Annotated in this window: 21 protein-coding genes; 2 read left to right on the forward strand and 19 right to left on the reverse strand. The window is 49.4% G+C overall.

The window, feature by feature from the left end:
- Positions 1 to 79 precede the first annotated feature (79 nt).
- The 5 genes from JSQ80_RS00615 to adhE form a co-directional block, all read right to left on the reverse strand.
- On the reverse strand, positions 80 to 343 hold the full coding sequence (locus JSQ80_RS00615) for a zinc ribbon domain-containing protein (RefSeq protein WP_206093953.1): 264 nt from the start codon (positions 341 to 343) through the stop codon (positions 80 to 82).
- Positions 344 to 385: 42 nt separating this feature from the next.
- A complete protein-coding gene (locus tag JSQ80_RS00620; protein ID WP_206093954.1) occupies positions 386 to 1,066 on the reverse strand; it encodes a YdeI/OmpD-associated family protein in 681 nt (226 codons plus the stop codon).
- Between the two features lie 566 nt (positions 1,067 to 1,632).
- Positions 1,633 to 2,367, reverse strand: a complete 735-nt coding sequence (gene pflA / locus JSQ80_RS00625) for a pyruvate formate-lyase-activating protein (RefSeq protein ID WP_206093955.1) — start codon at positions 2,365 to 2,367, stop codon at positions 1,633 to 1,635.
- 174 nt (positions 2,368 to 2,541) lie between these two features.
- The gene (gene pflB / locus JSQ80_RS00630) at positions 2,542 to 4,809 is read right to left on the reverse strand and encodes a formate C-acetyltransferase (RefSeq protein ID WP_206093956.1); all 2,268 of its coding nucleotides are present in this window, start codon (positions 4,807 to 4,809) and stop codon (positions 2,542 to 2,544) included.
- A gap of 473 nt (positions 4,810 to 5,282) precedes the next feature.
- A complete protein-coding gene (gene adhE / locus JSQ80_RS00635) occupies positions 5,283 to 7,910 on the reverse strand; it encodes a bifunctional acetaldehyde-CoA/alcohol dehydrogenase (RefSeq protein WP_206093957.1) in 2,628 nt (875 codons plus the stop codon).
- A gap of 405 nt (positions 7,911 to 8,315) precedes the next feature.
- Here adhE and JSQ80_RS00640 point away from each other — a divergent pair, with 405 nt between their 5' ends.
- On the forward strand, positions 8,316 to 9,023 hold the full coding sequence (locus tag JSQ80_RS00640) for a Crp/Fnr family transcriptional regulator (RefSeq protein WP_087433781.1): 708 nt from the start codon (positions 8,316 to 8,318) through the stop codon (positions 9,021 to 9,023).
- Between the two features lie 117 nt (positions 9,024 to 9,140).
- On the opposite strand, the gene JSQ80_RS00645 is transcribed toward JSQ80_RS00640, so the two are convergent.
- The 14 genes from JSQ80_RS00645 to JSQ80_RS00710 all read right to left on the reverse strand — a co-directional run bounded on the left by JSQ80_RS00645 (position 9,141) and on the right by JSQ80_RS00710 (position 24,204).
- Positions 9,141 to 10,544, reverse strand: coding sequence for an alpha-L-fucosidase (locus JSQ80_RS00645; protein WP_206093958.1), 1,404 nt, complete (start codon positions 10,542 to 10,544; stop codon positions 9,141 to 9,143).
- A gap of 456 nt (positions 10,545 to 11,000) precedes the next feature.
- Complete coding sequence (locus tag JSQ80_RS00650) at positions 11,001 to 11,792, reverse strand: formate/nitrite transporter family protein (protein ID WP_206093959.1); 792 nt, start codon at positions 11,790 to 11,792, stop codon at positions 11,001 to 11,003.
- 101 nt (positions 11,793 to 11,893) lie between these two features.
- Positions 11,894 to 12,220, reverse strand: coding sequence for a nitrite reductase small subunit NirD (nirD, locus tag JSQ80_RS00655; protein WP_176392824.1), 327 nt, complete (start codon positions 12,218 to 12,220; stop codon positions 11,894 to 11,896).
- A 33-nt stretch (positions 12,221 to 12,253) separates the two neighbouring features.
- The gene (nirB, locus tag JSQ80_RS00660; RefSeq protein ID WP_206093960.1) at positions 12,254 to 14,677 is read right to left on the reverse strand and encodes a nitrite reductase large subunit NirB; all 2,424 of its coding nucleotides are present in this window, start codon (positions 14,675 to 14,677) and stop codon (positions 12,254 to 12,256) included.
- Positions 14,678 to 15,061: 384 nt separating this feature from the next.
- A complete protein-coding gene (locus JSQ80_RS00665) occupies positions 15,062 to 15,814 on the reverse strand; it encodes a hypothetical protein (RefSeq protein ID WP_336245692.1) in 753 nt (250 codons plus the stop codon).
- Positions 15,815 to 15,944: 130 nt separating this feature from the next.
- Positions 15,945 to 17,909, reverse strand: a complete 1,965-nt coding sequence (locus JSQ80_RS00670) for an ABC transporter permease (RefSeq protein WP_206093961.1) — start codon at positions 17,907 to 17,909, stop codon at positions 15,945 to 15,947.
- Positions 17,881 to 18,660, reverse strand: coding sequence for an ABC transporter ATP-binding protein (locus JSQ80_RS00675; protein WP_087433701.1), 780 nt, complete (start codon positions 18,658 to 18,660; stop codon positions 17,881 to 17,883). Before JSQ80_RS00675 ends, JSQ80_RS00670 begins: the two co-directional genes overlap by 29 nt.
- Positions 18,661 to 18,863: 203 nt before the next feature.
- Positions 18,864 to 19,946, reverse strand: a complete 1,083-nt coding sequence (locus JSQ80_RS00680) for a sensor histidine kinase (RefSeq protein WP_206093962.1) — start codon at positions 19,944 to 19,946, stop codon at positions 18,864 to 18,866.
- Positions 19,943 to 20,647 carry a response regulator transcription factor gene (locus tag JSQ80_RS00685; protein ID WP_087433700.1) on the reverse strand — a complete coding sequence of 235 codons (705 nt, stop codon included), beginning with the start codon at positions 20,645 to 20,647 and terminating at the stop codon, positions 19,943 to 19,945. Before JSQ80_RS00685 ends, JSQ80_RS00680 begins: the two co-directional genes overlap by 4 nt.
- Positions 20,648 to 20,907: 260 nt before the next feature.
- Positions 20,908 to 21,153 carry an RNA chaperone Hfq gene (gene hfq / locus JSQ80_RS00690; RefSeq protein ID WP_206093963.1) on the reverse strand — a complete coding sequence of 82 codons (246 nt, stop codon included), beginning with the start codon at positions 21,151 to 21,153 and terminating at the stop codon, positions 20,908 to 20,910.
- A 222-nt stretch (positions 21,154 to 21,375) separates the two neighbouring features.
- Positions 21,376 to 22,068 carry an iron-sulfur cluster repair di-iron protein gene (gene ric / locus JSQ80_RS00695; RefSeq protein ID WP_206093964.1) on the reverse strand — a complete coding sequence of 231 codons (693 nt, stop codon included), beginning with the start codon at positions 22,066 to 22,068 and terminating at the stop codon, positions 21,376 to 21,378.
- 137 nt (positions 22,069 to 22,205) lie between these two features.
- Entirely contained in the window at positions 22,206 to 23,066 is an 861-nt protein-coding gene (locus JSQ80_RS00700; RefSeq protein ID WP_206093965.1) for a DegV family protein, read from the reverse strand.
- Between the two features lie 163 nt (positions 23,067 to 23,229).
- Complete coding sequence (locus JSQ80_RS00705; protein WP_206093966.1) at positions 23,230 to 23,796, reverse strand: FAD-dependent oxidoreductase; 567 nt, start codon at positions 23,794 to 23,796, stop codon at positions 23,230 to 23,232.
- Positions 23,797 to 23,829: 33 nt separating this feature from the next.
- Positions 23,830 to 24,204, reverse strand: a complete 375-nt coding sequence (locus JSQ80_RS00710; protein WP_087433695.1) for a winged helix-turn-helix transcriptional regulator — start codon at positions 24,202 to 24,204, stop codon at positions 23,830 to 23,832.
- A gap of 224 nt (positions 24,205 to 24,428) precedes the next feature.
- Here JSQ80_RS00710 and JSQ80_RS00715 point away from each other — a divergent pair, with 224 nt between their 5' ends.
- Positions 24,429 to 25,697, forward strand: a complete 1,269-nt coding sequence (locus JSQ80_RS00715; protein ID WP_240463433.1) for a CapA family protein — start codon at positions 24,429 to 24,431, stop codon at positions 25,695 to 25,697.
- Positions 25,698 to 25,753: the final 56 nt, after the last annotated feature.

Consider the following 25,753-nt stretch of genomic DNA (forward strand, 5'->3'; position numbering starts at 1 on the left):
AAAACTGACTTGAATTTTTAAACAAGCCAGTTTCATCTTTAAAAGTTATTGAGTTGAGCGATTCTCCACCATTATAAAATTACCTAGACCACCGCTCAGGCTTATGAAGTTTCTTGTGAAGAGGCCTGTCCAAAAACTTCGGAAAACCGAACTCCATTAATTTTTGCTTTACTCTTTCCTTCATTTGCCCGGCTGTGATGTTCGGCTGCGTAGACTCACCATTCGCATAGCAATGACTGCAATATTTTTTGCTTTTCTCTCCGTTCTTCTCCGTTCCGCCCCGCTGCTCGTCTCGAGCTAGAGGCATGCCGCAGCTTTCGCAATTCTTATACTCTTTATCCATATCAACAGTCCCCTTTCAGCGCTGAGATCCGCCTTAACGGGTCTACTTCTCTTTTCTTCTGTACAAATCAATCGACTTATAGCCCTCAGCCAAAATCGACTTCATTTCAACAAGTCTTTTATCCTGCGTTTCTTGCTTTTTCGCACTGTATACATAGCGTGCCCAGTCTTTTTGATACCCAGGGGTCAATGAATTGTAGAAAGCCAATTCTCCGCTGCCCTCCAGATATTTCTGTATGTCTGCAACATGATCGATATAATCATCGACACATTGGCTCTTTTTGGAGCTAGCGGATTTGGACGGTTTCTTTCCTTCCCATTTGAGTCCAATTACAGTAAACACGTCATTTAAGCTAACCATTCTAGCGAACTTGATATCGCTTCCTTGTACATATCCGTCTTTATCCACAAGCCCCATGTTGAAGAAGCTGTCCCGTTCAATGTATTCCGCATACTGGGGATTGTTCTTTTTGGGATAAGCAAAGTACAAGTACCCTTTATCCGGCAGCAACTGCTTCTCAATAACCAACTGCAGATGCTTCTTGAAATCCTCTAACGAAAAAATAAAGGTAAATATAAGATCATACTTCTCCTTACTGATCGCTGTATCATACGCTAATTCATCAAATTCAGAAATATCGTCAGGCTTGTCCAAAACCAGCTTGATCGAATACTTGTTCAAATTCAATTTTTCAATAATGCTTTTCTTGGAGTTTGAGTTCATGGCGCAAGTTCCTTCCCCTATATGCTGTCATTCATTATACGCATCCTTACTATGGAAGGAAACATCAGCTTGTATGTATTGAGGCTTGCGGATCATTGGAGCACCTCTTCCTTAAAAATATGTATTATATAAAACTAGGATTACTATTTTTTATTTCTTGTTTTTTATAGTAGTATTCATTTAAACAAAGGAGGATAAATGCAAGTGGGGCAATTATGTCTTTGACTTCAAAAACATCATCAAATAAAAACCTAAGTGTATATGCTAAGATATCGGTTAAATGGTCATGAGAGTGTAAATCTAGAGGAGAGTTCGAGTTCGATTCTTTGTTTGTTTTCATGAGGTTTTCTTGCAAGTGGATTGAATATTTATATTTTGGTTTTTATAAATAAGCTTATTAGAACATATTATAATATTAAAATTTTAATATACCAACCTATATTGAGGTATATTTTCTTAATAATTTTTTTGGTGCCTTCCTGCCTTATCATTATTCCACACAGAAAATAAGAGCCGCAGGATGTTCTCCTACAGCTCTTCTCCCGGATCAAACTCTCCTGCTACTGTTAATTCTGCACCGCTTCCTTGCGGCCTTGATCGATAAGACGCTGCGCCCGTTCCACTTCTTCCGGTGTCGGCGAAGGCACGCCTTCGAGCGGGTATTTCTCGCCAAGGTGCTCCCATTTGTATACGCCCATCTGGTGATAGGGAAGGATGTCTACCTTCTCAACGCCTTGCAACGATCCGATGAAACGCCCGAGCTCAAGCAAGTCCTCTTCCGCATCATTAATCGTCGGCACAAACACGTGGCGAATCCACATTTTCTTCCCGTGATCCGATAACCAACGCGCCGTTTCCAGCGTCCGCGTGTTCGGAACACCGGTGAGGGACATATGCTTCTCGTTATTGATATGCTTAATGTCGAGCAGCACGAGATCCGTCAAATCATACAGGTCCGCCAGCTTGGTAACTTCATTTACGCCGTTCGTATCAAGCGTCGTATGCAAGTCCCAGCGTTCCTTCACTTGCCGGAACAGCTCCTTGACGAACGGCCCTTGCAGCGTCGGTTCGCCTCCAGATACCGTCAAGCCCCCTCCGGAGCTGCGGTAATACGGCAAATACGATTCGATTTCGGACAGCACTTCCTCGATCGTCATTTCTTTCCCGTCGTTTAAACTCCATGTATCGCGATTATGGCAATATTGGCATTTCAATGCACAGCCTTGCATGAATAATATGAAGCGAATTCCCGGTCCATCCACCGTGCCGAACGTTTCTACAGAGTGTATGCGTCCAATCATCGTATCACGGTCCTTTCTCTATTGCTTTCCACGAGTTCATCCATCCATATCAACATATGTCCAGTGAAAAAGCAAGAGGGGGCGCCCTCCCGGAAAACACCGCAAGGCGCGTTGTTCGGGTATGGCTGCTCCCCCTCCTTCATTATTCGCATATGTTGCTGTCGTAATTCGGACTTACATCGAACCGTGGAATGTCCGGTTAATGACATCCATTTGTTGTTCGCGAGTCAGCTTGATGAAGTTAACCGCATAACCGGATACGCGAATCGTCAGCTGCGGATAGTTCTCCGGATGTTCCATCGCGTCGAGCAATTGCTCACGGTCGAATACGTTGACGTTCAAGTGATGCGCGCCGCTGCCGAAGTATCCGTCCATCATCGACGTAAGATTGGATTTCCGGGCGTCAAGCTCTTTGCCCAATGCTTTCGGCACGATGGAGAAGGTGTTCGAAATACCGTCCAAGCTATGCTCGTAAGGCAGTTTGGCAACCGAACTCAGCGATGCGAGCGCGCCTTTTTTGTCACGGCCGTGCATTGGGTTTGCGCCAGGCGCGAACGGTTCGCCGGCTTTGCGTCCATCAGGCGTCGTGCCTGTTTTCTTGCCATATACGACGTTCGACGTAATGGTCAGAACCGATTGCGTAGGCAATGCGTTGCGGTATGCTTTATGCTTGCGAATCATGTTCATGAACGATTCGACCAGCTCGATTGCAATACTGTCGACACGGTCATCATTGTTGCCGTAGCAAGGATAGTCGCCTTCAATTTCGAAGTCAACCGCGATGCCTTGCTCGTTGCGGATTGGTTTGACTTTCGCGTATTTAATGGCGCTCAAGGAGTCAGCCGCAACCGAGAGCCCTGCAATACCGCAAGCCATCGTGCGCAGAATTTCACGGTCATGCAATGCCATTTCGATACGTTCGTAGCTATATTTATCATGCATATAGTGAATGATGTTGAGCGTGTTCATGTACAGCTTCGCGAGCCAATCCATCATTTGCTTGAAGCGTTTCACGACTTCATCGTAATCAAGCACTTCGCTCGTAATCGCTGGCAGCTCCGGTCCGACTTGAGCGCCGGATTTTTCGTCTTTACCTCCATTGATAGCGTACAGCAAGCATTTTGCCAAGTTGGCGCGAGCGCCGAAGAACTGCATTTGCTTACCGATGCGCATTGCGGATACGCAGCAAGCGATACCGTAGTCATCGCCATAGAACGGACGCATCAGGTCATCATTTTCATACTGAATGGAGCTTGTTTCAATCGAAACCTTCGAGCAATATTTTTTGAACGCTTCAGGCAGCTTCGTGGACCACAGGACCGTCAAGTTTGGTTCTGGAGCAGGTCCCAAGTTATACAGCGTGTGCAGGAAGCGGAAGCTGTTTTTCGTAACGCGAGTCGACCCGTCCATAGCCATACCGCCAATGGATTCCGTAACCCATGTTGGGTCGCCGCTGAACAATTCATTGTAGTCTGGTGTACGCAAGAACTTAACGATACGCAGCTTCATGACGAAATGGTCAACCAACTCTTGCGCTTCTTGCTCTGTCAGATTGCCTTCCTTCAGGTCGCGTTCAATGTAGGTATCCAAGAAGGAAGATACACGTCCAAGGGACATTGCCGCACCGTTCTGTTCTTTGACGGCCGCCAAATATCCGAAGTATACCCATTGGAACGCTTCCTGTGCATTCACGGCTGGCTTGGAGATGTCGAAGCCGTGCATTTCTGCCAACTGCTTCAATTCTCCGAGGGCGCGAATCTGTTCGGAAATTTCTTCGCGGTCGCGGATGGTGTCCGCATCCATTGCATCCACTTCAAGGTTTTTCAGGTCTTGCTTCTTCTGTTGAACTAAATAATCGATACCGTACAATGCGATGCGGCGATAGTCGCCGATGATGCGGCCGCGGCCGTAAGCATCGGGCAAGCCCGTGATGATACCGGCTTTGCGCGCTGCGCGCATTTCGGAAGTATATGCATCAAATACGCCTTGGTTATGCGTTTTGCGAATGTCTGTAAACATTTTAATAATTTCATCCGGCATTTCGAAGCCGTATGCTTTACAAGCGTCAATCATCATGCGAATGCCGCCGAAAGGTTGAATGGAACGGCGGAACGGAGCGTCTGTCTGAACGCCGACCACTTTTTCTTTTTCTTTATCCAAGTAGCCTGGTTTATGCGACGTGATCGTTGAAGGAGTGTTTACATCGACATCCCATACGCCGCCGCGCTCGCGCTCTTCTTTAGTCAAACGGCTTACAATATCCCACAGGTCCTTCGTGTTCTGAGTCGGACCCGCGAGGAACGACTCGTCACCATGATAAGCCAAAATGTTGTCATCAAGGAAATTAGGCACATCTACGTGTCTTTGCCATTTTCCCGCTTTGAACCCACGCCATGGATCCATTGCTTTTACTTCAGTCATGTTCTTTTCAATCACCGACATCGTAATCCCTCCATACATTTGATTATCTGTATGTGCTGTAAACAATCCAGAGCGCTCACACCTAGCATTATCATGTTTATACCCAATCATTGTAATGCCAAATCTTGCTTTTTGTGACGTTTTTCACTTTGAAAGCTGCAAAACTTTATATTCCCTATGCAACTTCTCCAGCAGCAGCGTCTTTTCCTGCTAAGTGCGGCTGAGCATGGGAGTCATCCTGTGCTTCATTGTTGGCTTCCCTTGCTGTGATTTAATTGTACCTCTTTTCACGTAATGTTAATGTGATTTTTATCACAAATCAACTTTCCGACATGAAATTTATCACATTTTATTGTTCAATTTTAGTTGAAAGCAAATGGTTTCGCTTTCATGAAAATAGACAATAGCAGCGAAGAGGGCTGGTCTCTTCGCTGCTGTATAAAGGAAAGGTGGATTAGACTGTCATGTTCTTCATGCTTTCAGTTGCTGCATAATTACTCGAAGCGGCCGTAGAAGGCGTTGCGGTACACTTCCGCCAATTCCGGCACAAGCGGCAGCTTCGGATTCGCCGTTGTGCATTGGTCTTCGAACGCGCGGTCCGCCAAATAATCTACGCGGGATTCGAAATCCTTCGCGTCGAAGCCAATCGCCTGGAACGATTCCTCAATGCCGAGCTCGCGGTTCAAGTCACGAATCGCCTTGATGAGGCTGTTAACGCCCTCTTCCGTTGTACGGGAAGGCAATCCCAGAATGCGCGCGATTTCGGCGTAACGCTCATCCGCCACAAAGTGGTCGTATTTCGGGAACGAAGCGAACTTCGTTGGCTTCTTCGCATTGTAGCGAATGACGTGCGGCATCAGAATGGCATTGGTGCGGCCGTGCGCCGTATGATATTGCGCGCCCCATTTGTGCGCCAAGCTGTGGTTGATGCCGAGGAAGGCATTCGCGAACGCCATGCCGGCAATGGTCGAAGCGTTGTGCATTTTTTCGCGCGCCTTTGGACATGCTTCATGATGGGATTTCACCAAGTTCTCGAACACGAGCTGGATCGCTTTAATCGCAAGGCCATCGGTGTAATCGTTCGCCATGACAGATACGTACGCTTCAATCGCGTGAGTCAGCACGTCCATACCGGTGTCGGCTACGGCAGTCTTAGGCAAGCTGTATACGAATTCCGGATCCACGATGGCTACATCCGGCGTTAATTCGTAATCGGCCAGCGGATACTTGGTGTTTCCTTTTTCTTTATCCGTAATGACGGCGAACGAAGTCACTTCCGAACCCGTACCGGACGTTGTAGGAATAGCTACGAATTTCGCCTTCTGGCCGAGACGCGGATATTTATAAGTCCGTTTGCGGATGTCAAGGAACTTCTGCTTCAAGTTGTCGAATTCCGTGTCCGGATATTCGTAGAACAACCACATGCCCTTCGCAGCGTCCATTGGCGAACCGCCGCCAAGCGCGATAATGCAGTCTGGCTGGAAGCTGTGCATCATTTCCGTGCCGCGTTCAACCGTCTTGGTGGACGGATCCGGCTCCACGTCCGAGAATACTTCGATAGCGACCGGAGTGCGGCGCTGACGCAAGTAGTACTCCAATTTTTCCACATAGCCGAGCTTCACCATCATCGGGTCGGTAACGATCATGACGCGGCTGATGTCCGGCATTTTCGCCAAGTATTGGGTTGCCCCTTTTTCAAAGTAGATTTTGTTTGGCACTTTAAACCACTGCATATTCACTGTACGCTTCGCCACCCGTTTAATATTGAGCAAGTTCACCGCCGTTACGTTCGAGGACGTCGAGTTGCGGCCATAAGAACCGCAGCCGAGCGTCAGGGACGGAATATTCGTATTGTACAGGTCCCCGATGGCGCCGTGCGTGGATGGCGAGTTGACGAGAATGCGTCCTGTTTGCAGGCGGTCCGAGAACTTCGCAATCACGTCGTCGTCGTTCGTGTGGACGACCGAAGAGTGGCCCATGCCGCCGAATTCAACGATCTCTGCTGCGCGGTCAATGCCTTCCTGTGCCGTCTTCACCTTATAGCAGGCAAGCACGGGACTCAATTTTTCGGCGGACAGCGGATATTTCGGTCCGACGCCTTCCAGCTCGGCCACGAGAATCTTCGTGTTGTCCGGCACATTGATGCCCGCCATTTCGGCAATCTTCGTCGCCGGCTGGCCGACAATTACTGGATTTACTGCACACGTTTCGGCTTTCATGGCACTGCCCTGCAGCTTGCCGATTTCCTCTTTGCTCAGGAAGTAGCAGCCTTGGGATTGCATCAGCTTCTTCGTCTGATTGAAGATTGGCTCTTCAATGATGACCGCCTGCTCGGATGCGCAAATCATCCCGTTGTCGAACGTTTTGGACAGAATCAGATCGGTTACCGCTTGGTTCAAGTCCGCTGTCTTCTCGATAAAGCAAGGCACGTTGCCGGGACCTACGCCAAGCGCCGGTTTGCCGCAGCTGTACGCGGAACGAACCATGCCCGCGCCGCCTGTTGCCAGGATGAGCGCTACGTCCGGATGATTCATGAGCGCATTCGTCGCTTCCATCGACGGGAACTCGATCCATTGGATGCAATGTTCAGGCGCCCCATATTTCACAGCCGCGTCATGCAAGATGCGGGCCGCTTCCGCGCTGCACTTCTGTGCGGAAGGGTGGAACCCGAAAATAATCGGATTGCGCGTCTTAATCGAAATGAGCGCTTTGAACATCGTAGTCGATGTCGGGTTCGTTACCGGCGTAATCCCCATCACGATCCCCACTGGTTCGGCTATCTTCATATAGGCGCCGTTCGGATTGTCTTCAATTACGCCTACAGTTTTTTCATATTTAATATGGTTGAAAATGTACTCTGTCGCAAAAATGTTCTTCGTAATCTTGTCCTCGTATACGCCGCGGCCCGTTTCCTCCACAGCCATTTTCGCGAGATGCATATGTTTGTCTAAGCCTGCCAACGCCATTTGTTGAACCACTTTGTCGATTTGCTCCTGATTCATATCCATGAATGCTTCCTGCGCCTTATTCGCGCGGTCAATCAATTGCTGAATGTGCTTCTCGACATTTACGGTTTGCTCGGTCTTTTTCTCTGCAGCTTTCAATTCTGGTTTCGTTGCCATTCTCTCCGCCTCCATTCAAGGACTAAGTGTGAACCTTAGACTTGGTTTCTCTCTTTAGGTCTGTGTTTGGTCTGTTACGGCCTTATCTGAGGTTCAATGGTTATTATTGCTTGTGAATCATTTCACATATTCATTGTAACCGATGATTTTCGTTTGGTATGTGATCTGCATCACAGGTTAAACTACTTTATGATTTCTTTTTTCGTTTTATGATTATGACGATGATCACGGCGTTTTCGCAAAAATGTAACTAATTTTTAGCCTATTTAAATTGACATCTTTCGCTGGAACCTCCATGATAGTATTATCGTATAAAATAGTGAAACTTGTCACATGGAATACCTTGGGTCATAATAACTAAAAATTGAAATAGACAAATTGGAGGAGAATGGAGTGACTAACATCATGGAACGATTTCAAGAACCCTGCAACACATCGTGCTTTTCGGAACAAAATGTGGAGCGCTTAATCAGTATAGCCAAAGACCGCACTTATCCGGAAAGCTCTCACCTGTTCTGGGAAGGCGACGTCTCCGACAAGCTGTTTCTGCTGAAGAGCGGCCGCATCAAGATTACTAAATCGACGGATGAAGGAAAAGAACTTATCCTGTACATGTATCAGGCCGGCGACTTGGTCGGCCAGGTGGATCCGTTTCACAGCACGAAGCATAACTTCACTGCCGAAGTGGTCGAAGAAGCCGATGTTTGGCTGATCGAACAGAAGGATATTGAAATTTTAATATGCCAACACTGTGATTTTTCAATTGATTTTATGAAATGGATGGGTATCCATCATCGTCTAACCCAGACGAAATTCCGCGACCTGATGATGTACGGCAAGCCGGGAGCGCTGTGCTCGACCTTAATCCGCCTCTCCAATACGTATGGCGAGGAGTTGGAGGACGGCGGCATTCTCATCAACAAAAAGATTACGCATACCGACCTGTCCAACATGATCGGGGCTACCCGCGAAAGCGTCAACCGCATGCTTAGCGACCTCCGCAAAAAAGGAGTGGTCGAGTACGAGAACGGCATGATCGTCATTCGCGAGCTCGAACATTTGCAAGAAATATGCCATTGCGAGATGTGCCCGAAGGAGATATGCCGTATCTAAGGGGATGGGCAGCATTATCGTTGATGACAAGTGCATCCTTATAAATAAAGAAGAGGGGGCATCTGCCCCTCTTCTTTATTTATCGGTAACATCATTGTTGCAAAATTATATTCGCTACTAAGCTGTAATGCGGAAAACATGAGCAATAGGCGCTTTTTCTGCAAGCTCAGATGCCGGGAGAGTGATGTTTACTCCATCCTCTACGCGTTTGAAGTCCAACACCTCATCCGTACCGACCAATTCCACTTTGCCTACAGCGCCGGTATATGGAATGAATACGTTTTCCTCAACAAGCGTATTGTCTGAAGGGTACAGGTACGAGCAATATACCGTATTTCCTTTGCGGGTAAACGCACACTGCTTCGTAAAATACGGCGCGCAAATTCTTGTGCCGTAAACAGCCTCTCCGTAAGTTTTCATCCACGTTCCCATTTCCTTCATCCGGACAATAGCCCCTTCCGGCAGCCGTCCATCCGGTTGTGGACCGACGTTCAACGCGAGGTTTCCGCCTTTTGCCACAACTTCGAGCAAAATATGGACAAGCTGCCGTGTTGGCTTGTACTTATCTTCATAGCGGAAAGAGAACGACGTTCCCATCGTAATGCAGCTTTCCCACGGAACATCCATCGGTCCTTCAGGGATCGTCTGCTCCGGCGTGATGATATTTTCGTACGGTCCGCCTACCGTCCGGTCGGCAGAAAGGAGCCAAGGCTGTTGCTCGCGCGCACGCTCGACGACCTCGCCAAGGCGTATATCTTGCCACACTCTGCTGCCTTCTCTTACCCATCCGGCATCCAGCCACAGCACATCGATACGGCCGTACTTTGTCAACAGCTCCATGATTTGCTCATGAGTGAATTGAACGAATTTTTCCCATAGCTCAGGATGCTCCTTCGGATTGTACGACGGTCCGCGCCATGTCTTGTTGCCTCGCTCCATGTCAGGTGCCCAATAATAGGGAGTATGCCAATCGGCTTTGGAGAAATAGGTTGCAATTGCCAGGCCTTTATCACGGAACGCATCGAACAGATGCTTGCAGATATCGGCATATTTGTGCGAGTGAAACGGCGTATCCGCTCCCGTAATCTTGTAGTCAGTCGTTTGCGTATCCCACATGCAGAACCCGTCATGATGTTTCGTCGTAAAAATCAAGTATTTGAATCCGCCTTCCGCCGCCAAATCAGCCCATACGTCCGGTTGGAAACGGACCGGATTGAACGTCTTGTTTAGATCGAAATATTGCCGCTTCAGTTCTTCGCCGTCCACATCCCAGTCGATACCGTCCCGGGACCAGTCTGCATCCTCGTCGCTAAGCGCCCAAGATTCCACAACTCCCAATTGGGAATACGTCCCCCAGTGCATCATGAAGCCGAGCTTTTGGTCTTTGAACCATTCCAGACGCTCCTGCAATTGCGGTTCTTCCGGCTTCACCCATTCATCTTCCGCACTGAAGTTGTGTACGCCTTGCTCCACTACTTGCTCTTCCTGTTGCGCATCGTCATGCTGAGTCGCTTCACTCATTGTTTGTAACCTCCCATTATGGAACTGCATAGCCTATTCGAAACAAAATGTTTCCGCTAACATGGTACATCCCTAGTAAACCAGATAAAGGAGGCTCTGCGCAACATACAAATTTCTTCCCCTTACCTTTTTTCCACGAAATAGACGAGTACAGATATTCTCCTTTTCCGCACGCAAATAGAGAGCGATACACTATCGCGAACGCATGCCGGGGATTATTCTGTCTCTGAGTCTCGGGGAGAATGATGCTAAGAACGATTTACTCGGAGTTGGCCGACCTTGCATCGGTAATATGGCAGTTAACACGACAGCATCACGACAATGAATATTGCGTCACAATAAAAAAGCCTAGAGCCATATACTTGCTCCAGACTTATTGCTTATCGACTTATCTGCTTTATGAATGCGATATTGGCTTTTGAATACTTGGATTTCCTGTATATAGCTGCTTTGAATTTAGATTTTGCTGCGAGCGCTTCTGACCGGGCTGATGAACCAGTAAGCTATTCCGACGAAGACGGCCCCGCCGACAATGTTGCCGAGCGTGACGGGCACCATGTTGTGCAGCCAGCCCGCCAGCGTAATCGTATCCGGATGCTGCGGCAAGAGCAGCGCCACGGTCATGAGCGACATGTTCGCCACGCTATGTTCGAACCCGGTGGCGATGAATGCGTATAGCATCCACCAGATGAGCAGCAGCTTCGCAATGTCTTCTTTGGCACGCATGGATGTCCAAATGGCCAGACAGACAAGCCAGTTACATAAAATGCCGCGGAAAAACAACTCCGTTACCGGCATGCTCATCTTGTTCGCTGTCGCCGCGAACAGCAGATGCTCTGCCGGAATGCCGCCGAATACGCCTGAAGCTTTAATGAGCAGGCTAAACAGAACTGCACCGAGCAAATTACCGGCAAAGACGATAGCCCAGTTTTTCAACGTGTGCGTCCATGGTGTTTTGCCGGATAAGCTGCTTACTGTAAACAGCATGTTGTTGCCCGTGAACAGTTCTGACCCGGCAAAAATGACGAGTGTGAGCGCAATCCCGAATGACATGCCCATCACCATCGGAACGGCGGGCGAACCGGCTGCTTTAAAGTTGCCGCCCACTGTGAAAATAAGCATGATGCCGAAGCCGACATACGCCCCTGCAAGCATTGCGGCTACCACGTAACGGAGCAAACCGCTGGCCATCAGCTTCTTTTTCGCTTCAACTGCCTCATTGATTTTTTCCAATGTCGGTGTATACATGGGTTTCTCTCCCTCCAAACGTGCATGCCGACATCATATCCCTATCCATTTATCTATGTTCTAATTACTGCGGCTGCCACTGCCGCCCAACGTCTAATGGTTTACGCCACGGCGATGTATACTGCAGCTTCTTCAAGGCGAACAGGGAAGGTGCGGGCCTGCCCCGTGTCGGGCGCTTGCACACACCCGTCGCGCAGATCGATCTTCCAATCATGCAGCGGATCGTACAAATAATAGCCGGAGACGATTCCTTCGCTTAACGGTCCGCCTTTCGGATGTGGACTGCGGTTCTCAATTGCATATACGGCCTCCGTCGTATGGAATACCGCCACCTCTATGCCATTGATCAATACGACACGCCCCACTCTAGGGATAAAATCTTCCAGTTGGCCGACGGCAACCCATGATGCCTCCCTATTTATTGACATATGCCAACGCTCCTTTCGTCACTATATCTCCCTTTATTGATGAACGAAGACTTTACCGAACATCTTGTCGCGCAGATCTTGATCAGCAATAACTTGCCGCCACGGTTCCTCCGCACGCGACGACAAAGCTTCATCCATCCGTGCCACCAGCTGTTTGCGTCCCTCCGCGTCTTCAACCGTCGTCTTATGAATATGCTCCAATCCGATTCTTTCCACCCAATCCGAGGTGCGCTCCAAGTAATTCGCCGTTTCACGATAGTGTTGAAGGACTGCCGCAGTAATTTCAATAAGCTCTTCATCCGTCTTCACCTTGCACAGCAAGTCAGCCAAACGCGCCTTAATGCCGCCGTTGCCTCCGATATAAATTTCCCAACCGCCGTCGTTCCCGACGATGCCGATATCCTTCGTGCACGATTCAGCGCAGTTGCGCGGACAGCCGTTGACGGCGAACTTTACTTTGGCAGGGTAATCGATGCGTTCGAACTTGCGTTCCAATAGAGCGCCCATTCCCATCGAATCCTGCGTGCCGAAGCGGCAATAGGTCGCGCCAACGCATGTCTTGACGGTACGCAGCGATTTGGCATAGGCATAACCGGACGGCATGTTCAGCTCCTCCCATACGCTCGGCAAATCTTCCTTTTTCACACCGACGATATCGATTCGTTGCCCGCCTGTCATTTTCACGAGCGGCACGTTATATTTTAACGATACGTCTGCTATCTTCTTCAATTCCGCCGGTGTCGTCATACCGCCGTACATGCGCGGCACGACTGTATAGGTGCCGTCCTTCTGAATGTTCGCATTCATGCGCTCGTTGACAAAGCGCGAGTCTTTCTCGTCTCGATGCGTAAGCGGCCAAATCATGCCCAAGTAATAGTTCAGTGCCGGCCGGCACTTGGAGCAGCCTTCCTCCTGCTTCCAGTCGAGCCTGCGCATAACCTCTGTCGTCGAACGGAGCCCCTGCTCCCGAATAGCCGCTACAATCTCGTCGCGTGTCAACGTCGTGCAGCCGCATATCCCCTGCTTGCCCCCAGCTTCAAAGCCGTCACCGAGCACGTGCTGCAGCAGTTGTTCCACCAATGGCTTGCATCCGCCGCAAGAACGGGATGCGCCTGTGCAGGCTTTGACCTCGTCAAGTGTCGTTAAGCCCTGCTCCGAGATGGCGTCCACGATCATCTTTTTGGTGACGCCATTGCAGCCGCATACGATATCATCATCGGCAAAGTCGGCAGCCGCGTTTGCTTTCGTGCCGCAGCATCCTCCCGCACCGGTCAGCTCGTTATAGAGTTCCTCCGTCATTTCCGCGCCTTGCTTGACGAGCCGTTCCAATTTCGAGGCGTCGTCGATATTGCCAAACAGCACGGCGCCAGCAATAACGTTATCTTTCAGGACAATTTTTTTGTAGGTGCCTTTCCAAGCATCATGGAACGTCACGCATACGCATTCCGGCGTCTCCAAGAACAGGCCTGTCGAGAATACGTCCACGCCGGATACCTTCAACTTCGTCGAGCATACCGAGCCTTCATACGGCTTCGTATCTACTCCGGCCAAGGCCTTGGCCAACACCGCGCCTTGTTCGAACAACGGGGCGACGAGCCCATAGCATACGCCGCGGTGCTCCGTACATTCGCCTACGGCATATACGTCCGTTGCTGCGGTGCGCATATAATCGTCCACTACGATGCCACGATTGACAATCAGTTCACTGGCTCGGGCAAGGTCCACGTTCGGACGAATGCCTACGGCCATTACGACGAATTCCGCTTCCAGCTCGGTGCCGTCGCTGAAGCGCAGCCCTTCGACGCGGTCGCCGCCGAACAGCTCCTGTGTCTGTTTGCCGAGCGCGAACTTGAGCCCTTGCCGCTCCAATTCCGCCTGCAGCATGCGGGCCGCCTTCTCATCAAGCTGCCGTTCCATCAGGAAATCCGGCAGATGGACAACCGTCACGTCCATCCCGAGCTGCACGAGCCCTTTGGCCGCCTCTAGACCGAGCAAGCCGCCGCCGATAACGGCCGCTTTCTTGTACAGCTTCGCGGCCTCCATCATCCGGTCGCAGTCTTCTATGCTGCGGAAGCCGATGACGCCTTGTTTATCAGCTCCCGGGACCGGCAGGATGAACGGCGTCGATCCCGTGGCAATGATAACACGGTCGTAGCCGACTTCGCGCCCGTTGTCCATGTGGACGACACGGCGGGCCGTGTCCACCTTCGTCGCTGTCGTGCCGGCATAAAGGGTAATGCCCGCTTCGTCGTACCAAGCGCGCGGGTTGATGACAATATCGTCCATCGTCTTGCTGCCATCCAACACGTAGGACAGCATGATGCGGTTGTAATTCGGATGCGGCTCTTGACCGATGACAGTAATGTCGTAGCTGTCGGTCAGTTTCATCAACTGCTCCACCGCGTTCATCCCCGCCATCCCGTTTCCGATAACGACCAATTGCAGTTTGCGTGTCATGATTGGTTCCTCCTCCATCGCCCGCATAATGTCAGCAAGCGGATTTACACATGTACATGTTCTATTTTTCACATAACATAACGCAAAGCGCCCTTCTTCTTGTATCCCTATCTAACTGCATGTTCCCAATAAGCTCGAGTTATGATATGTTGATCACATCTGTATCTTACTGGAAATAGATGAACCTGAAGTGTGATTACGCTCACTTCAATTATGGCAATTTTCACAATTTCAACTTTATACCAGCGACTGGTCACAATTTGTTCATCCATACAAGCGGCTCCTATCCCGCATGTTAGTCTGAACATACAAGAAGCCCTTGAATTCAGCTTGCTTGGCGGCAAACCTGAATTCAAGGGCCATGTCTCCATTCATCATGAAGCATCAGGGCGAAATATTCAATTCCACGCGGTCATCCGGTTGAAGGATTTGCTCCAATCCTTTATCTAGTTGCATCGGGGTATCGTTCACTTTAATGTTGACCGTTACGGAGCTATCCAGCTTGTGATTGCCGATAATTGTCACATCTGTTCCGTCTGGCGACAATTCAATGAGAGCAAACTCCCCGATAAGGTCGCTGACTTTCATCTGTTCCTGCCACGACACCGCATAGGAATTTGTTATTTCAGGCACCGTCTTGCCTCCATCAATCCGCAAGGTGAAGCCGGGAGATGGAGCCGCATTTGTTTTTACGTCATGCCGTTTGACAAAGACGACGATCGAATCATTCGGCTGCATGCTGTTCTCCATGGACTCGGGCTTCCTAAGTTCCTCATCGTTTAACAAAATGCCCCAACCCATCTTGGTGTCCAGCGACACGTCTCCGACAGATGCGATACTGAGATGATCTTCTGCCAATTTCACGGAGCCTGACTGCTTCAACGCTTCTGTCACCGTCATCCCCGACTTCCACTCCAACGATATATGTTCAGATAAATTTGGTATATAGGATCCGCCATCAATTTTGATCGTAATTTTAGGTGTCGGAACTGGTTTTTCTTCGGATATCATTTCATTTTGATCAGGTGCTTTAGAACACGCTGCGGTAAAAAGAAGCAGCAGCAACGCGAGCAGCGTTCCTCTCCTCTGTACACGCCTAATGTAGTTGAGCGTCTGATGTATCATGCCTTCACTCACTTTCTTGCCCTCTATTTCAATGCTTGCACTTGGACTTCTAAGTCTATTATGCAGCAAAGAGGTCAAGAAATCGTATCAATCCCGTAACAAAAAATGTCCGTTTATTCATTTCTCGACAAGATAAGGCTGTTTACATGACGACTTCCTCCAATATTTTTTTCATGTAAGCGCGCCGGGCCGCTAAAAAATAGATCGTCTGCATCAGCACGAACATGCCGACCACGATGAGAGCATACCACATCACGTTCGTCATCATCAGATTGCTGAGTGTCTTCATGGCGAACATCGTATGCATGCTGCCAACCAAGCAAGGAGCAAAGAAGATGAGTCCGACCTGCACCGTCACGACGTGCCTGATTTCTTTGATCGACAGCCCGATGCGCGTTAGCGCCCTGAAATGAGCTTGATCGTCCTGCAGATCGGTAAACAATTTAAAATAGATAACACTTCCGCTGGCAAGAAAGAATAACAGGCTGATAAACATTCCGATGAACAGCGTCAATGCCGTCGCATGCATATAATCGTTCCACATTTCTACGCGGCTTGTTACGTAGTAATTCCCATTTTCATTTTTCGGCAAATGATCGCGTATTTTCTGATCGAGCCTGATGGAATTCTCCCAATTGTTCCAGTTGTACACTTGAATGGTGCGGGCAGCGGAGTCGGGAGCCGCTTTATACATCTTATGGAGGATGAGATCATCCACGACGAGCAAATTGAAACCATAATAAACCCGATCAAGCACCCGCTTCTGGATGCGCTTCGTTACATTCAGCATCGCGGTATGCTCGCTTTCATCAATGGTCGCCTTCATCGCGCCTGTATATTTTTTTTCGTCTGCCGGCGGGCGCGAGCCTATACTTCCGTACCCTTCGACACTCGCTTGATTCACGAGAATCGCCTCATTCCCGGCAACGGACAGGGGGGGCTCGTTCAGAATTCCGGCCATGCGGTTATAATCGGATACGGCAATCATGCCGCTATAATCATCTTCGAACCGCTCGCCTTTTATTTTAACCTGCACATGCCGAATCTCGGCAAAATCCGTAATCTCGAACCCGTCATCCTTCCCCCACCCCTTCACCAGTTCGGGAAGCAGTACGGGAACGTCATTTTTGGTCGAGCTTAATGTGAATACATAAGGATTCTCTATGAGCGTTTGCTCCCTCATGCCTTGATCAATGGAATAAAACGTGGCCGTCGCCGTCAATATGACAGCGCACAAAATCGAAACATTGAACAATACCCGCGCATTATCCTTCAATTTAAACGCCGCTTGCGACACGTTCAGCAAATGCGTGCGGCGGTAATAAAATCGTTTATTTTGCTGCAGGAGCCTGATGATGGCCACGCTAAGCTGCGTGAACAAAAAGTATGTGCCCAGCACCGTAAACCCAATCGTCGGCAGTGCCGTCGCGATAAACAGCTCCATATTCGTGACGAACGCCAAGCTGTAGCCCAGCATCAAGGAGAACAACGCCAAAATAACGAGGACCCAAGAAAATTTTGGCGGCTTTTTGGGCTGCTTCTCCGAGCGGATTAAATCGATAATTTCCGTGCGTCCTACTTTTCTGAGCGAAAACAGGGAGATGGCGGCGAACAATGCCAAGTAACCCGCAACCGTCACCAGTATGGCTGACGAATCGATATAGAACCGTATCGGGGATTCCACGCCCAGCATGCGAGACATTGCCAACAGAAACAGCTTCGTGACGATGGTGCCAATTCCCATCCCGACGACAATCGCCAGCGAAGAAATCGTCATATTTTCATAAAAAACCAAGCGCCGCAGCTGTGCCTTCGTCATGCCGAACAGCGTTAGAAGCCCGAATTCCTTCTGTCTCGATTTCAAAAAAGCCGAACTCGAATAGAGGGTGAAGAAAAAAGAGAAGATGATAATCAAATATTCGCAAGCCACCATCATTTTTCGCACCGTATCGCCGCCGCGAATATTTCCGTTCACGACATCGGGATGATAAATGAATGCGGCGTACACGAAAAATATCATCACGGCAACGACGCTGCTTAAAAAATAGGCGCTGTACCGGTGCCAGCTTCCGCGTACGTTACTGGTAGCGAGCCGTCGGAACGTCATCGAAGTTCCCTCCTAACAAGCTTAACGAATCCAGGATTTGTTGGAAGAAGGTCTGCCGATTTGCGCCGCGGCGAATTTCCGAGAAGAGCCGTCCGTCTTTAATGAAGATGATTCGTTTGCAGAAGCTTGCGGCAAAAGCATCATGCGTCACCATCAGAATGGTGCGATTCGCATTCTCATTCAAGTCTTCCAAGGCCATCATCACGTCTTTGGCAGACTTGGAATCCAAATTGCCCGTCAATTCATCGGCGAGCAGCAGCGAAGGCTGGTGGATGACGGCTCGCGCGATCGCGGTGCGCTGCTTCTGGCCGCCCGATACTTCGTATGTGCGTTTGTCCAATATATGCTCAATGCCGAGCCATTTTACCGCATCTCCCAACCGGCGTTCGATCTCTTTCGTATTCACGCCGTCAAGCACAAGCGGCACGATGATGTTTTCTTTGATGCTGAGCGTGTCCAGCAGATTGAAATCCTGGAACACGAATCCAAGCTCGCGACGCCGAAAATGCGCCAGTTTCCGATTGCTCAGCTTCACAGGATCCGTTCCGTTAATATAAACGCTGCCCGAGGTCGGGCTGTCAATCGTCGCCAAAATATTAAGAAGGGTCGTCTTCCCGCTTCCGGAGGGACCCATAATTCCTACAAATTCGCCTTTCTCCACCTGCAAGTTAATATCCTGCAAGGCAGTATAAGTCATTTTCCCTCTCGTTCCGTATACTTTCGATAGTTGTTCCGCCTTTAAAACGGCCATGAGCAGCAAACTCCTTTCCTTCCTGCCTGTCTTAACGCTTTGTCGCATCCTATTCGCTATGTTCTCAGTATATCCCCTTGGGGCTCCGTTCCGACATCGAATAAGCTTTCAATCGAATTCCATCACTTACAAATTTGTAACCTTCAATAATAACAGCCCTTCTTCTGTTCTGAAAAAGGGCTGATTTCTGCCTTGCCATACAGCTAAGATCGTTGAATCAAATCATGGTGCAGCGCCGTCGTCGAGAACAACAGCGTCACCGTAGTTCCTTCATTAAGCTTGGAAGCAATGCTCACCGTGTGTCCGAGGCGCGCGCATACTTTACCTACCAAATAAAGCCCCATTCCGGTTGCATCCCCTTCTTTCCGGCCATTTTCACCCGTAAAGAAAGGTTCGAACACGCGCGGAATATCCTGCTCCGCAATGCCGACGCCCTCATCCTCCACCTGTAGACGAACGACTCCATTCGCCTCCTCCACATGGAACTGAAGCGTCTTAGCGCCTGGCTTATCCTTGGAATACTTGATGGCGTTGGTCACCAATTGAGTCAGAATGAAAGAGAGCCACTTCTCGTCACTCTCCACAATGATGTCGCCTGGGGTTACTTTCGGGAAGATCTGATACCGGATAAGCGATTTTTTATTCTGATTAATCACCTGCCGGATCACATGCTGCAGATGAAGGCCCGACACGTGCAAATCCAGTTCGAATTTGTCAAGACGGGCGGTATGCAGCATCATATCCAGCCCCCGCGTCAGGCGATCCCCCTCTTCGCTTATGCTGGAGAGGAGCTCCTCCGTCTCTGTGCCAGACAAGTTATGCGAAGGCTGCTGGGTTAGCAGATGGATAACCGATACCGGTGTTTTCATATGGTGGACCCATTGATTCGTAAAATGAACATGCTGTTCCCTGTCTTGGCGCAAAGAGAGCAGCTCGTTCATGAATGAGCGGTACTGGCGGGTCACCAATGCATGCATCCGTTTCTGCTCCCTCGTTACAGGGTGCTGCAAGCATAGCGTAAAATCGCTATCGCTCAAGTTCGATTCCGCATTGTAAATCTCTTTATACCAGCGGCGCTGATTCGTATAGTCAAACACCAAGCCCGCCATCATAACAATCGCTCCGAGAATGAAAATATAAATTAAGCTCTCGCTGTAAACATATCGCTGCCCGATTCCGAGATCCAGCCATACGACGACCAGAGACAACGCAATCGCAATCAGGCACGAACAAATAATAGTCAAGCGGTCCTTCACATATTGGAGAAAAGTCATGCCAAGTTTCATTGCTCCACCCACGAGGCCAGCATACGGTATCCTTGCCCCCGAACCGTCTCAATCGCTTTGTGTATCCCGATCTCCTCCATCTTCTTGCGCACCCTGGTCACGTTTACGGTAAGCGTATTGTCATCGACGAAATCGACATCGTCCCATAACGTTTCGAGGAGCGTCTCCCTGGACACGATATGTCCGATTCGCTCCATCAAGCAGCCGACGAGAAGCGCTTCGTTCTTCGTCAAGTCCACCCGCTCGCCTTGCCATTCCAGCGTATTCTTCGAGCGATGCAGCACCAGCCCTTGAACGGCCAGTTCCTCTCCGTTGCCTCCGCCGTTTGCCGCGTACTCGCCGTACGTGCGGCGCAGCACGCCTTTCACCTTAGCCAGCAGCACATCAAGATGGAACGGCTTCGTTATAAAATCGTCGCCGCCATTTTCGATGGCCATCACCTGATCCATCTCGCCCGTGCGTGCAGACACGAAAATAATCGGCGCATTCGTTACATTGCGGAACTGACGGCACCAATAGAAGCCGTCATACGCCGGAAGATGAATATCGAGCAGAATCAGGTCGGGATTTATCGATAAAAGTTCGTCCTTCAACGCTTTGAATTGCGTAGCCCGCACGACGTTATAGTCGTATTTTGCAAGAGAAGATTGTAGTATGGAAGCGATTTTGTCATCGTCCTCCACGATCATAATGGTGTACATACTGATTCCTCCAACTGTCAACAGTTTCACTGCATACTTTCCTGTTCTAACATCATATCACAAAGAAAAGTCTTTTTTATAGATGTGATTCCGTCAAAGCATCTGTATAAGCCGAATTCTTTTACCCCTATATTGTTTTTCGCGGCCATAGCAGCCTCATTGAAAAATATACAGTAAATTGGCAAAGAAAAAAGTCCCTGCCAAGGGACTCTTTCGCTCTTTTTGCATTACGTTTCATTCATAGGTGACAAGGCCAGCATTCATTTCGAGTTGTTGCCTCGATCGCTCTGATTCGATAATGACACGCGTTTTGATGGAATAATGGTGGAAATGGCCGCTTTGTTAATCAGGTTCGATTTCAAATCCGTCTGCAGCAAAATACTGTACGTATCAAAAAAAGTGATCGTACCTTGCATGCGCACACCATTTTTTGTAATCAGCGTAATCATTATTTTTTCGGACACCAATTGATTCAAAAAATGTTCCTGCACCTTGATTTTTACCATGTTAACACATCCCTTTCTCTATATATTAGGATTCCATACCAGTTTAACATAGATTTTCCTAAATGTGCATCTTACATCGTTAATACAACAAAACGACCGGCGTATCGCCGATCGTTCGCTAGTATTATATATTCGTCCCTAACGTACGCTAAGTTGGTTAGGCGTATCATTAACGGTTGCAGTTACAGGCTTCCTCCAAGCTGCCGGCAATAAAGCATCCGCTCAGGCAACGCCATATCGCGGAAAGAGAACGTTGTTCTCCAGATGAACATGCTCGAAGGTCATGCCCTCCAATTCCTCCAGCCGCGCATACGTAATCCGGTATGTCGTGCACGCTCCCTCCGGCGGCGTAAAGTCCCCGGTCAGTCCGCGTATTTGCTTCAGAAGCGCACCCGCTCCATCGTGTTCTCCTTCAAGCTCTTGAATCGTGCCCGCAACCCCGGCTTGCGTCACGGCAGCCGGCTCTTCCTCCGCTGCAAGAATGAGCGGGAATGACAGCTCCTCTTCCTTGGCAATATGCTCTTCAAGCTCCGCTTTCAGCTGATTGAACTTCTCAAACAGCTCGATTAGATGAGGCTGGTCTCCCCCATGCACATGGGCTACGCGGGCCACATTGGCTGCGATTTGCGGCAGCTGCTCGCGCAAATAACGATGGTGCTTATTCACGACATACTCAATCAATGAACGGGAGGACATGTATTGCCACTCCATCGCGGGACTTGCGGCAGGCGCTTGGGCCTTCATTTCCGCTAATTGGGCGACGATCGCATCTGCCTCCAATCCGCGCTCGGCTGCCGCTTCGGCAATCGGGCGGTTCCCTCCACAGCAGAAATCTATTTTTAAACGTTTGAACAAATCGCTGGCAGCGGGATATTGCAGCACCGCATCGCGCACGGTCATATCGGTTGAAAACATAAAGCTTCCACTCCTTTATCCTTCACTCTCGCTGTACGCAGAGAGCTGAAAAAGTATGATGACTTATGAATCTGGATTCATCATACGCTAGATAAAGCAACGGAAGCGTGATTACGGTCACTTCATTTCATACAAATTTACGACGGCTGAGGAGCTTCCTGGAACGTGACCAGAACCCCGCCTTCTCCGGCATACGTGCCGATGATCGGTCCCATGTTGACGAACAGCACCTGATCAAAATGATATTTATCCAATAATTCCTTCAGGAATGCTTTGGCGCGCTCCTCGCAGTTAGAGTGCGCAAGCGCAATCCAATCTTTATCGACTTGATGCCATGCATCGCCGACCTTCTCGATCAGACGGCGGAGCGTCTTCTGGGTTCCGCGAATCTTCTCCATGACTTCGATTGAGCCTTCTTCGTTTGCTTCCATCAGAAGCTTTATGTTCAACATGGAGGCAACCGTACCCTTCAATCGGCTCAACCGGCCGCCACGAATGACATTCTCCAATGTATCCAGCGTAAAGTAAGTTCGGGTATGATTCACGTAATTCATCATCTTGTTCATCAAGTCATGCAGCCCTGCGCCCTCCTTGGCCAATTGAGCCGCGCGCACGACCAGCAGGCCCAATCCCAAGGAGGTCGTCTTCGTATCGATGACCTCGACCCGATTGGGGTGACCTTCTTCCTCATACATCGCTTTTGCCATGACAGCGTGATTGTAAGTGCTGCTCAAGCTGGATGTTAAGGCCAAGACCAAAATATCATTCTCCGTGCCAAGCGATCTGTACATGTGATAGAAATCGGCAGGCGACGGACTGGACGTCTTCGGCAATTCTTCCTCCTCTCGCATCCGGTCGTAGAAAGCTGTCGTGTCCATGTCGGAAGTGAGCACCTCTTGACCGAACCGAACGTAGAGCGGCACAACGTGAATGCCGAATTGTTGAATAATCTCTGGAGTTAAATCTGAACTGCCGTCCGTAATGATGTGAATGGTCATGTCATTCCCCTGTCCTATAGTCTATTTTCAGCGTCATTCCGATCTATTATAAGGGGTACCCTAGCAGTTTACAACGACTAAAAGGAGCCAGCCCGCAGGAAACAAAAAACCGGGGAACAAAAGTTCTCCCCGGTTTATAAGGATATATGACGCTTTAATGCTATTATCCTGTAAAGATGTCATGATCCACGTAGCGCCCGCCATTCAACTCGCTAATAACATGGATAGCAACTCTGGCGCCGTCTCCTGCCGTAATGATCGTATGCATGCTCACCCCGGCGGCAGTTCCAGCGGCCCACACCCGGTCCGCGCTCGTCCGGCCTTTATCATCCGTGTCGATAATCGTCTTCACGCGCGGCTCTGTGCCCGGCTTCAGCTTCAATCCGCTCTGCTGCGCAGCATCCACAGCAAGTCCCGTCGCGACAATGACATGCTGAGCCTCGTAGCTGTCTCCGCTCTCCGTCTTCACGGTGACCGAAGAAGAACCGGATTCGATGAGAACCGCTTTGTCCTGCTTGAAGACAGCTCCGAATTTCTCAGCCTGCTCACGGCCAATCGCCAACATGTCAGGTCCGGAGATATCGCTCACTCCATAATGGTTCGCAAGCCATGCCCGCTTGGTCAGACCATGATCGTTATCCAGCACAAGCGTAGCTTTGCCCGCTTTGGCCGCGAACAATGCCGCGCTTCCTCCGGCAGGCCCTCCACCGATAACAATGATATCTTGCATTCATTCTCACCCTTTCATGAAGAGCTATTCTCTTTATGAATTCACCGGATGTTCTGAAGTTGAATCATCGTCGCCAACGCACTCCACCGGTTCGTTCACCCAACGTTCCGCCCATTCCTGAATGGCTTCCATGACCGGCTCCAGAGCTCGCCCTTTATCAGTCAACGCATATTCAATGCGAACAGGTGTCTCTGGATATACATTTCGCACAACAATACCTGCCGCTTCAAGATCTTTCATACGTTCACTCAACATTTTGTCGCTCATGGTAGGAATGAGTGCGGAAATGTCTTTAAATCGCTTCGGGCCACTCAGTAGCACCTGTATGAGCAGTCCGTTCCAGCGCTTGCCTAGCACGCAAAACGCAGCTTCAAACCGCGGGCACATACCCAAATGATGTGATTCCATCCGTTCATCCCTCCTTCTTAACTTACAAAATGTAAGCATATTTATTTTACCATAGCGCTTTTAAAAAGAAAACGGGGGCGGCATTCCCATTCGTAACAAAAAATATATGATATTGAAATCGTTCTGATACTTATCCTATGCAGAGGCGCATTATAATAAAGTAAATATAACCCAAAAAGACAGTATAATAACATTGCATGTTCAATGCGAATAGGAGGAGCCTGTTGCAGCACCATCACAATCGGGTAGGCCGAACTGAACGGCATCGAAAGCGAAGACAGCTTCGAAATCGGCGGATGAAGCGCATGGCGGCGCTATGCGGCTTGTTAGCCGCCGTCATCTGCGGCATCTTCATTGGCATTTATCACTATCCTTTATTTGAGGCACAGCAATCCGGCCAAGCCGAATTCCAAGTAGCGTCTCCTCCCGCTTCGCCATCTATCGCTGCCGCGCCAGCAGTGCAGGAAGAAGGGACGCCGAACGACGAATCGGCCGCACTCCCCCCAGAACAAGGGCCGATACACATCATATTTGCGGGCGATGCGCTGATGGATTGGTCCGTCAAAAAAACAATCCGGCAAAAAGGGCCGGATTATCCTTTCCAATATGTAGCCGCCGACGTGCAGAAGGCCGATTTTGCCGTGGTCAATCTGGAAACGACAATCACCCGCCATACCGAGAAGGATACGAATCAATGGTACAACTTCAAGTCGGATCCGGTATCGCTGAAAGGGCTGAAAAATGCCGGATTCGATCTCGTCTCGATCGCCAACAATCATACACTTGATTTCAAGCAGAAGGGCTTTCTCGACACGCTGCACTACTTGAAGGAATACGACTTGCCCTATGTCGGCGGAGGGATGAACAAAGAAGAAGCGTATCGGGCTCATACCGTTACCTTGAAGGGAAAGACAGTTAAATTTCTTGCCTTCTCCCGCTTCATCCCGCAGACGTATTGGTTCGCCGGGAAAGATAGGCCGGGGATTGCCGAAGCCTATAACAAGTCCAGCGTCCTGCCCGTCATCGAACGGGAACGGAAAGACTGCGACTATTTGTTCATCTATATGCATTGGGGCGTTGAAAAAAACAACCGGCCTGAAAAATGGCAGCGCGACTATGCCCGGGAAATGATCGATGCCGGGGCAGACGCGATTATCGGCAGCCATGTTCATGTGCTGCAAGGGTTTGAATTTTACAAGGATAAACCAATCGCCTATTCTATCGGCAATTTCCTGTTTCCCGATTATGTCCGGAACGATCGCGCAGATACGGGACTGTTGACGTTAATGATAGACGAGGATGGGATTTCTATGTCGTTCGATCCTTATTTTATTTATAAAGATCAAATCGTTAAAAAAGATGAAAATTATGAGAAAAAACAATTAAAGTATTTGGAATCTATTTCATTTGGTGTTAAAATGAACGGCAAACAGGTGTGGGATGCAGTGAAAGCCGGCCAAAAAAACCCATCCCCTTCAAACCGCAAAAGCTAACGCCACGAACACAGACGCGAACCTGTTCCAAGGGACGCGTCTGTTTATTTGTGTTG

The organism is Paenibacillus apiarius (assembly GCF_017052585.1).
GTDB classification, from domain to species: Bacteria; Bacillota; Bacilli; order Paenibacillales; family Paenibacillaceae; genus Paenibacillus_B; species Paenibacillus_B apiarius.

Coding starts and splice junctions, on each gene's coding strand:
- JSQ80_RS00650 (WP_206093959.1), bottom strand. CDS start 11,792: ATGTATACACCGACATTGGAAAAAATCAATGAGGCAGTTGAAGCGAAA.
- JSQ80_RS00705 (WP_206093966.1), bottom strand. CDS start 23,796: ATGCAAGATATCATTGTTATCGGTGGAGGGCCTGCCGGAGGAAGCGCG.
- ric (WP_206093964.1), bottom strand. CDS start 22,068: ATGTTTTCAACCGATATGACCGTGCGCGATGCGGTGCTGCAATATCCC.
- JSQ80_RS00670 (WP_206093961.1), bottom strand. CDS start 17,909: ATGACGTTCCGACGGCTCGCTACCAGTAACGTACGCGGAAGCTGGCAC.
- pflA (WP_206093955.1), bottom strand. CDS start 2,367: ATGATTGGACGCATACACTCTGTAGAAACGTTCGGCACGGTGGATGGA.
- JSQ80_RS00675 (WP_087433701.1), bottom strand. CDS start 18,660: ATGGCCGTTTTAAAGGCGGAACAACTATCGAAAGTATACGGAACGAGA.
- hfq (WP_206093963.1), bottom strand. CDS start 21,153: ATGGTAAAAATCAAGGTGCAGGAACATTTTTTGAATCAATTGGTGTCC.
- nirD (WP_176392824.1), bottom strand. CDS start 12,220: ATGTCAATAAATAGGGAGGCATCATGGGTTGCCGTCGGCCAACTGGAA.
- JSQ80_RS00620 (WP_206093954.1), bottom strand. CDS start 1,066: ATGAACTCAAACTCCAAGAAAAGCATTATTGAAAAATTGAATTTGAAC.
- JSQ80_RS00685 (WP_087433700.1), bottom strand. CDS start 20,647: ATGTACACCATTATGATCGTGGAGGACGATGACAAAATCGCTTCCATA.
- JSQ80_RS00700 (WP_206093965.1), bottom strand. CDS start 23,066: ATGACCATTCACATCATTACGGACGGCAGTTCAGATTTAACTCCAGAG.
- pflB (WP_206093956.1), bottom strand. CDS start 4,809: ATGTCGGTGATTGAAAAGAACATGACTGAAGTAAAAGCAATGGATCCA.
- JSQ80_RS00645 (WP_206093958.1), bottom strand. CDS start 10,544: ATGAGTGAAGCGACTCAGCATGACGATGCGCAACAGGAAGAGCAAGTA.
- JSQ80_RS00710 (WP_087433695.1), bottom strand. CDS start 24,204: ATGGAATCACATCATTTGGGTATGTGCCCGCGGTTTGAAGCTGCGTTT.
- nirB (WP_206093960.1), bottom strand. CDS start 14,677: ATGACACGCAAACTGCAATTGGTCGTTATCGGAAACGGGATGGCGGGG.
- JSQ80_RS00615 (WP_206093953.1), bottom strand. CDS start 343: ATGGATAAAGAGTATAAGAATTGCGAAAGCTGCGGCATGCCTCTAGCT.
- JSQ80_RS00680 (WP_206093962.1), bottom strand. CDS start 19,946: ATGAAACTTGGCATGACTTTTCTCCAATATGTGAAGGACCGCTTGACT.
- JSQ80_RS00640 (WP_087433781.1), top strand. CDS start 8,316: ATGGAACGATTTCAAGAACCCTGCAACACATCGTGCTTTTCGGAACAA.
- adhE (WP_206093957.1), bottom strand. CDS start 7,910: ATGGCAACGAAACCAGAATTGAAAGCTGCAGAGAAAAAGACCGAGCAA.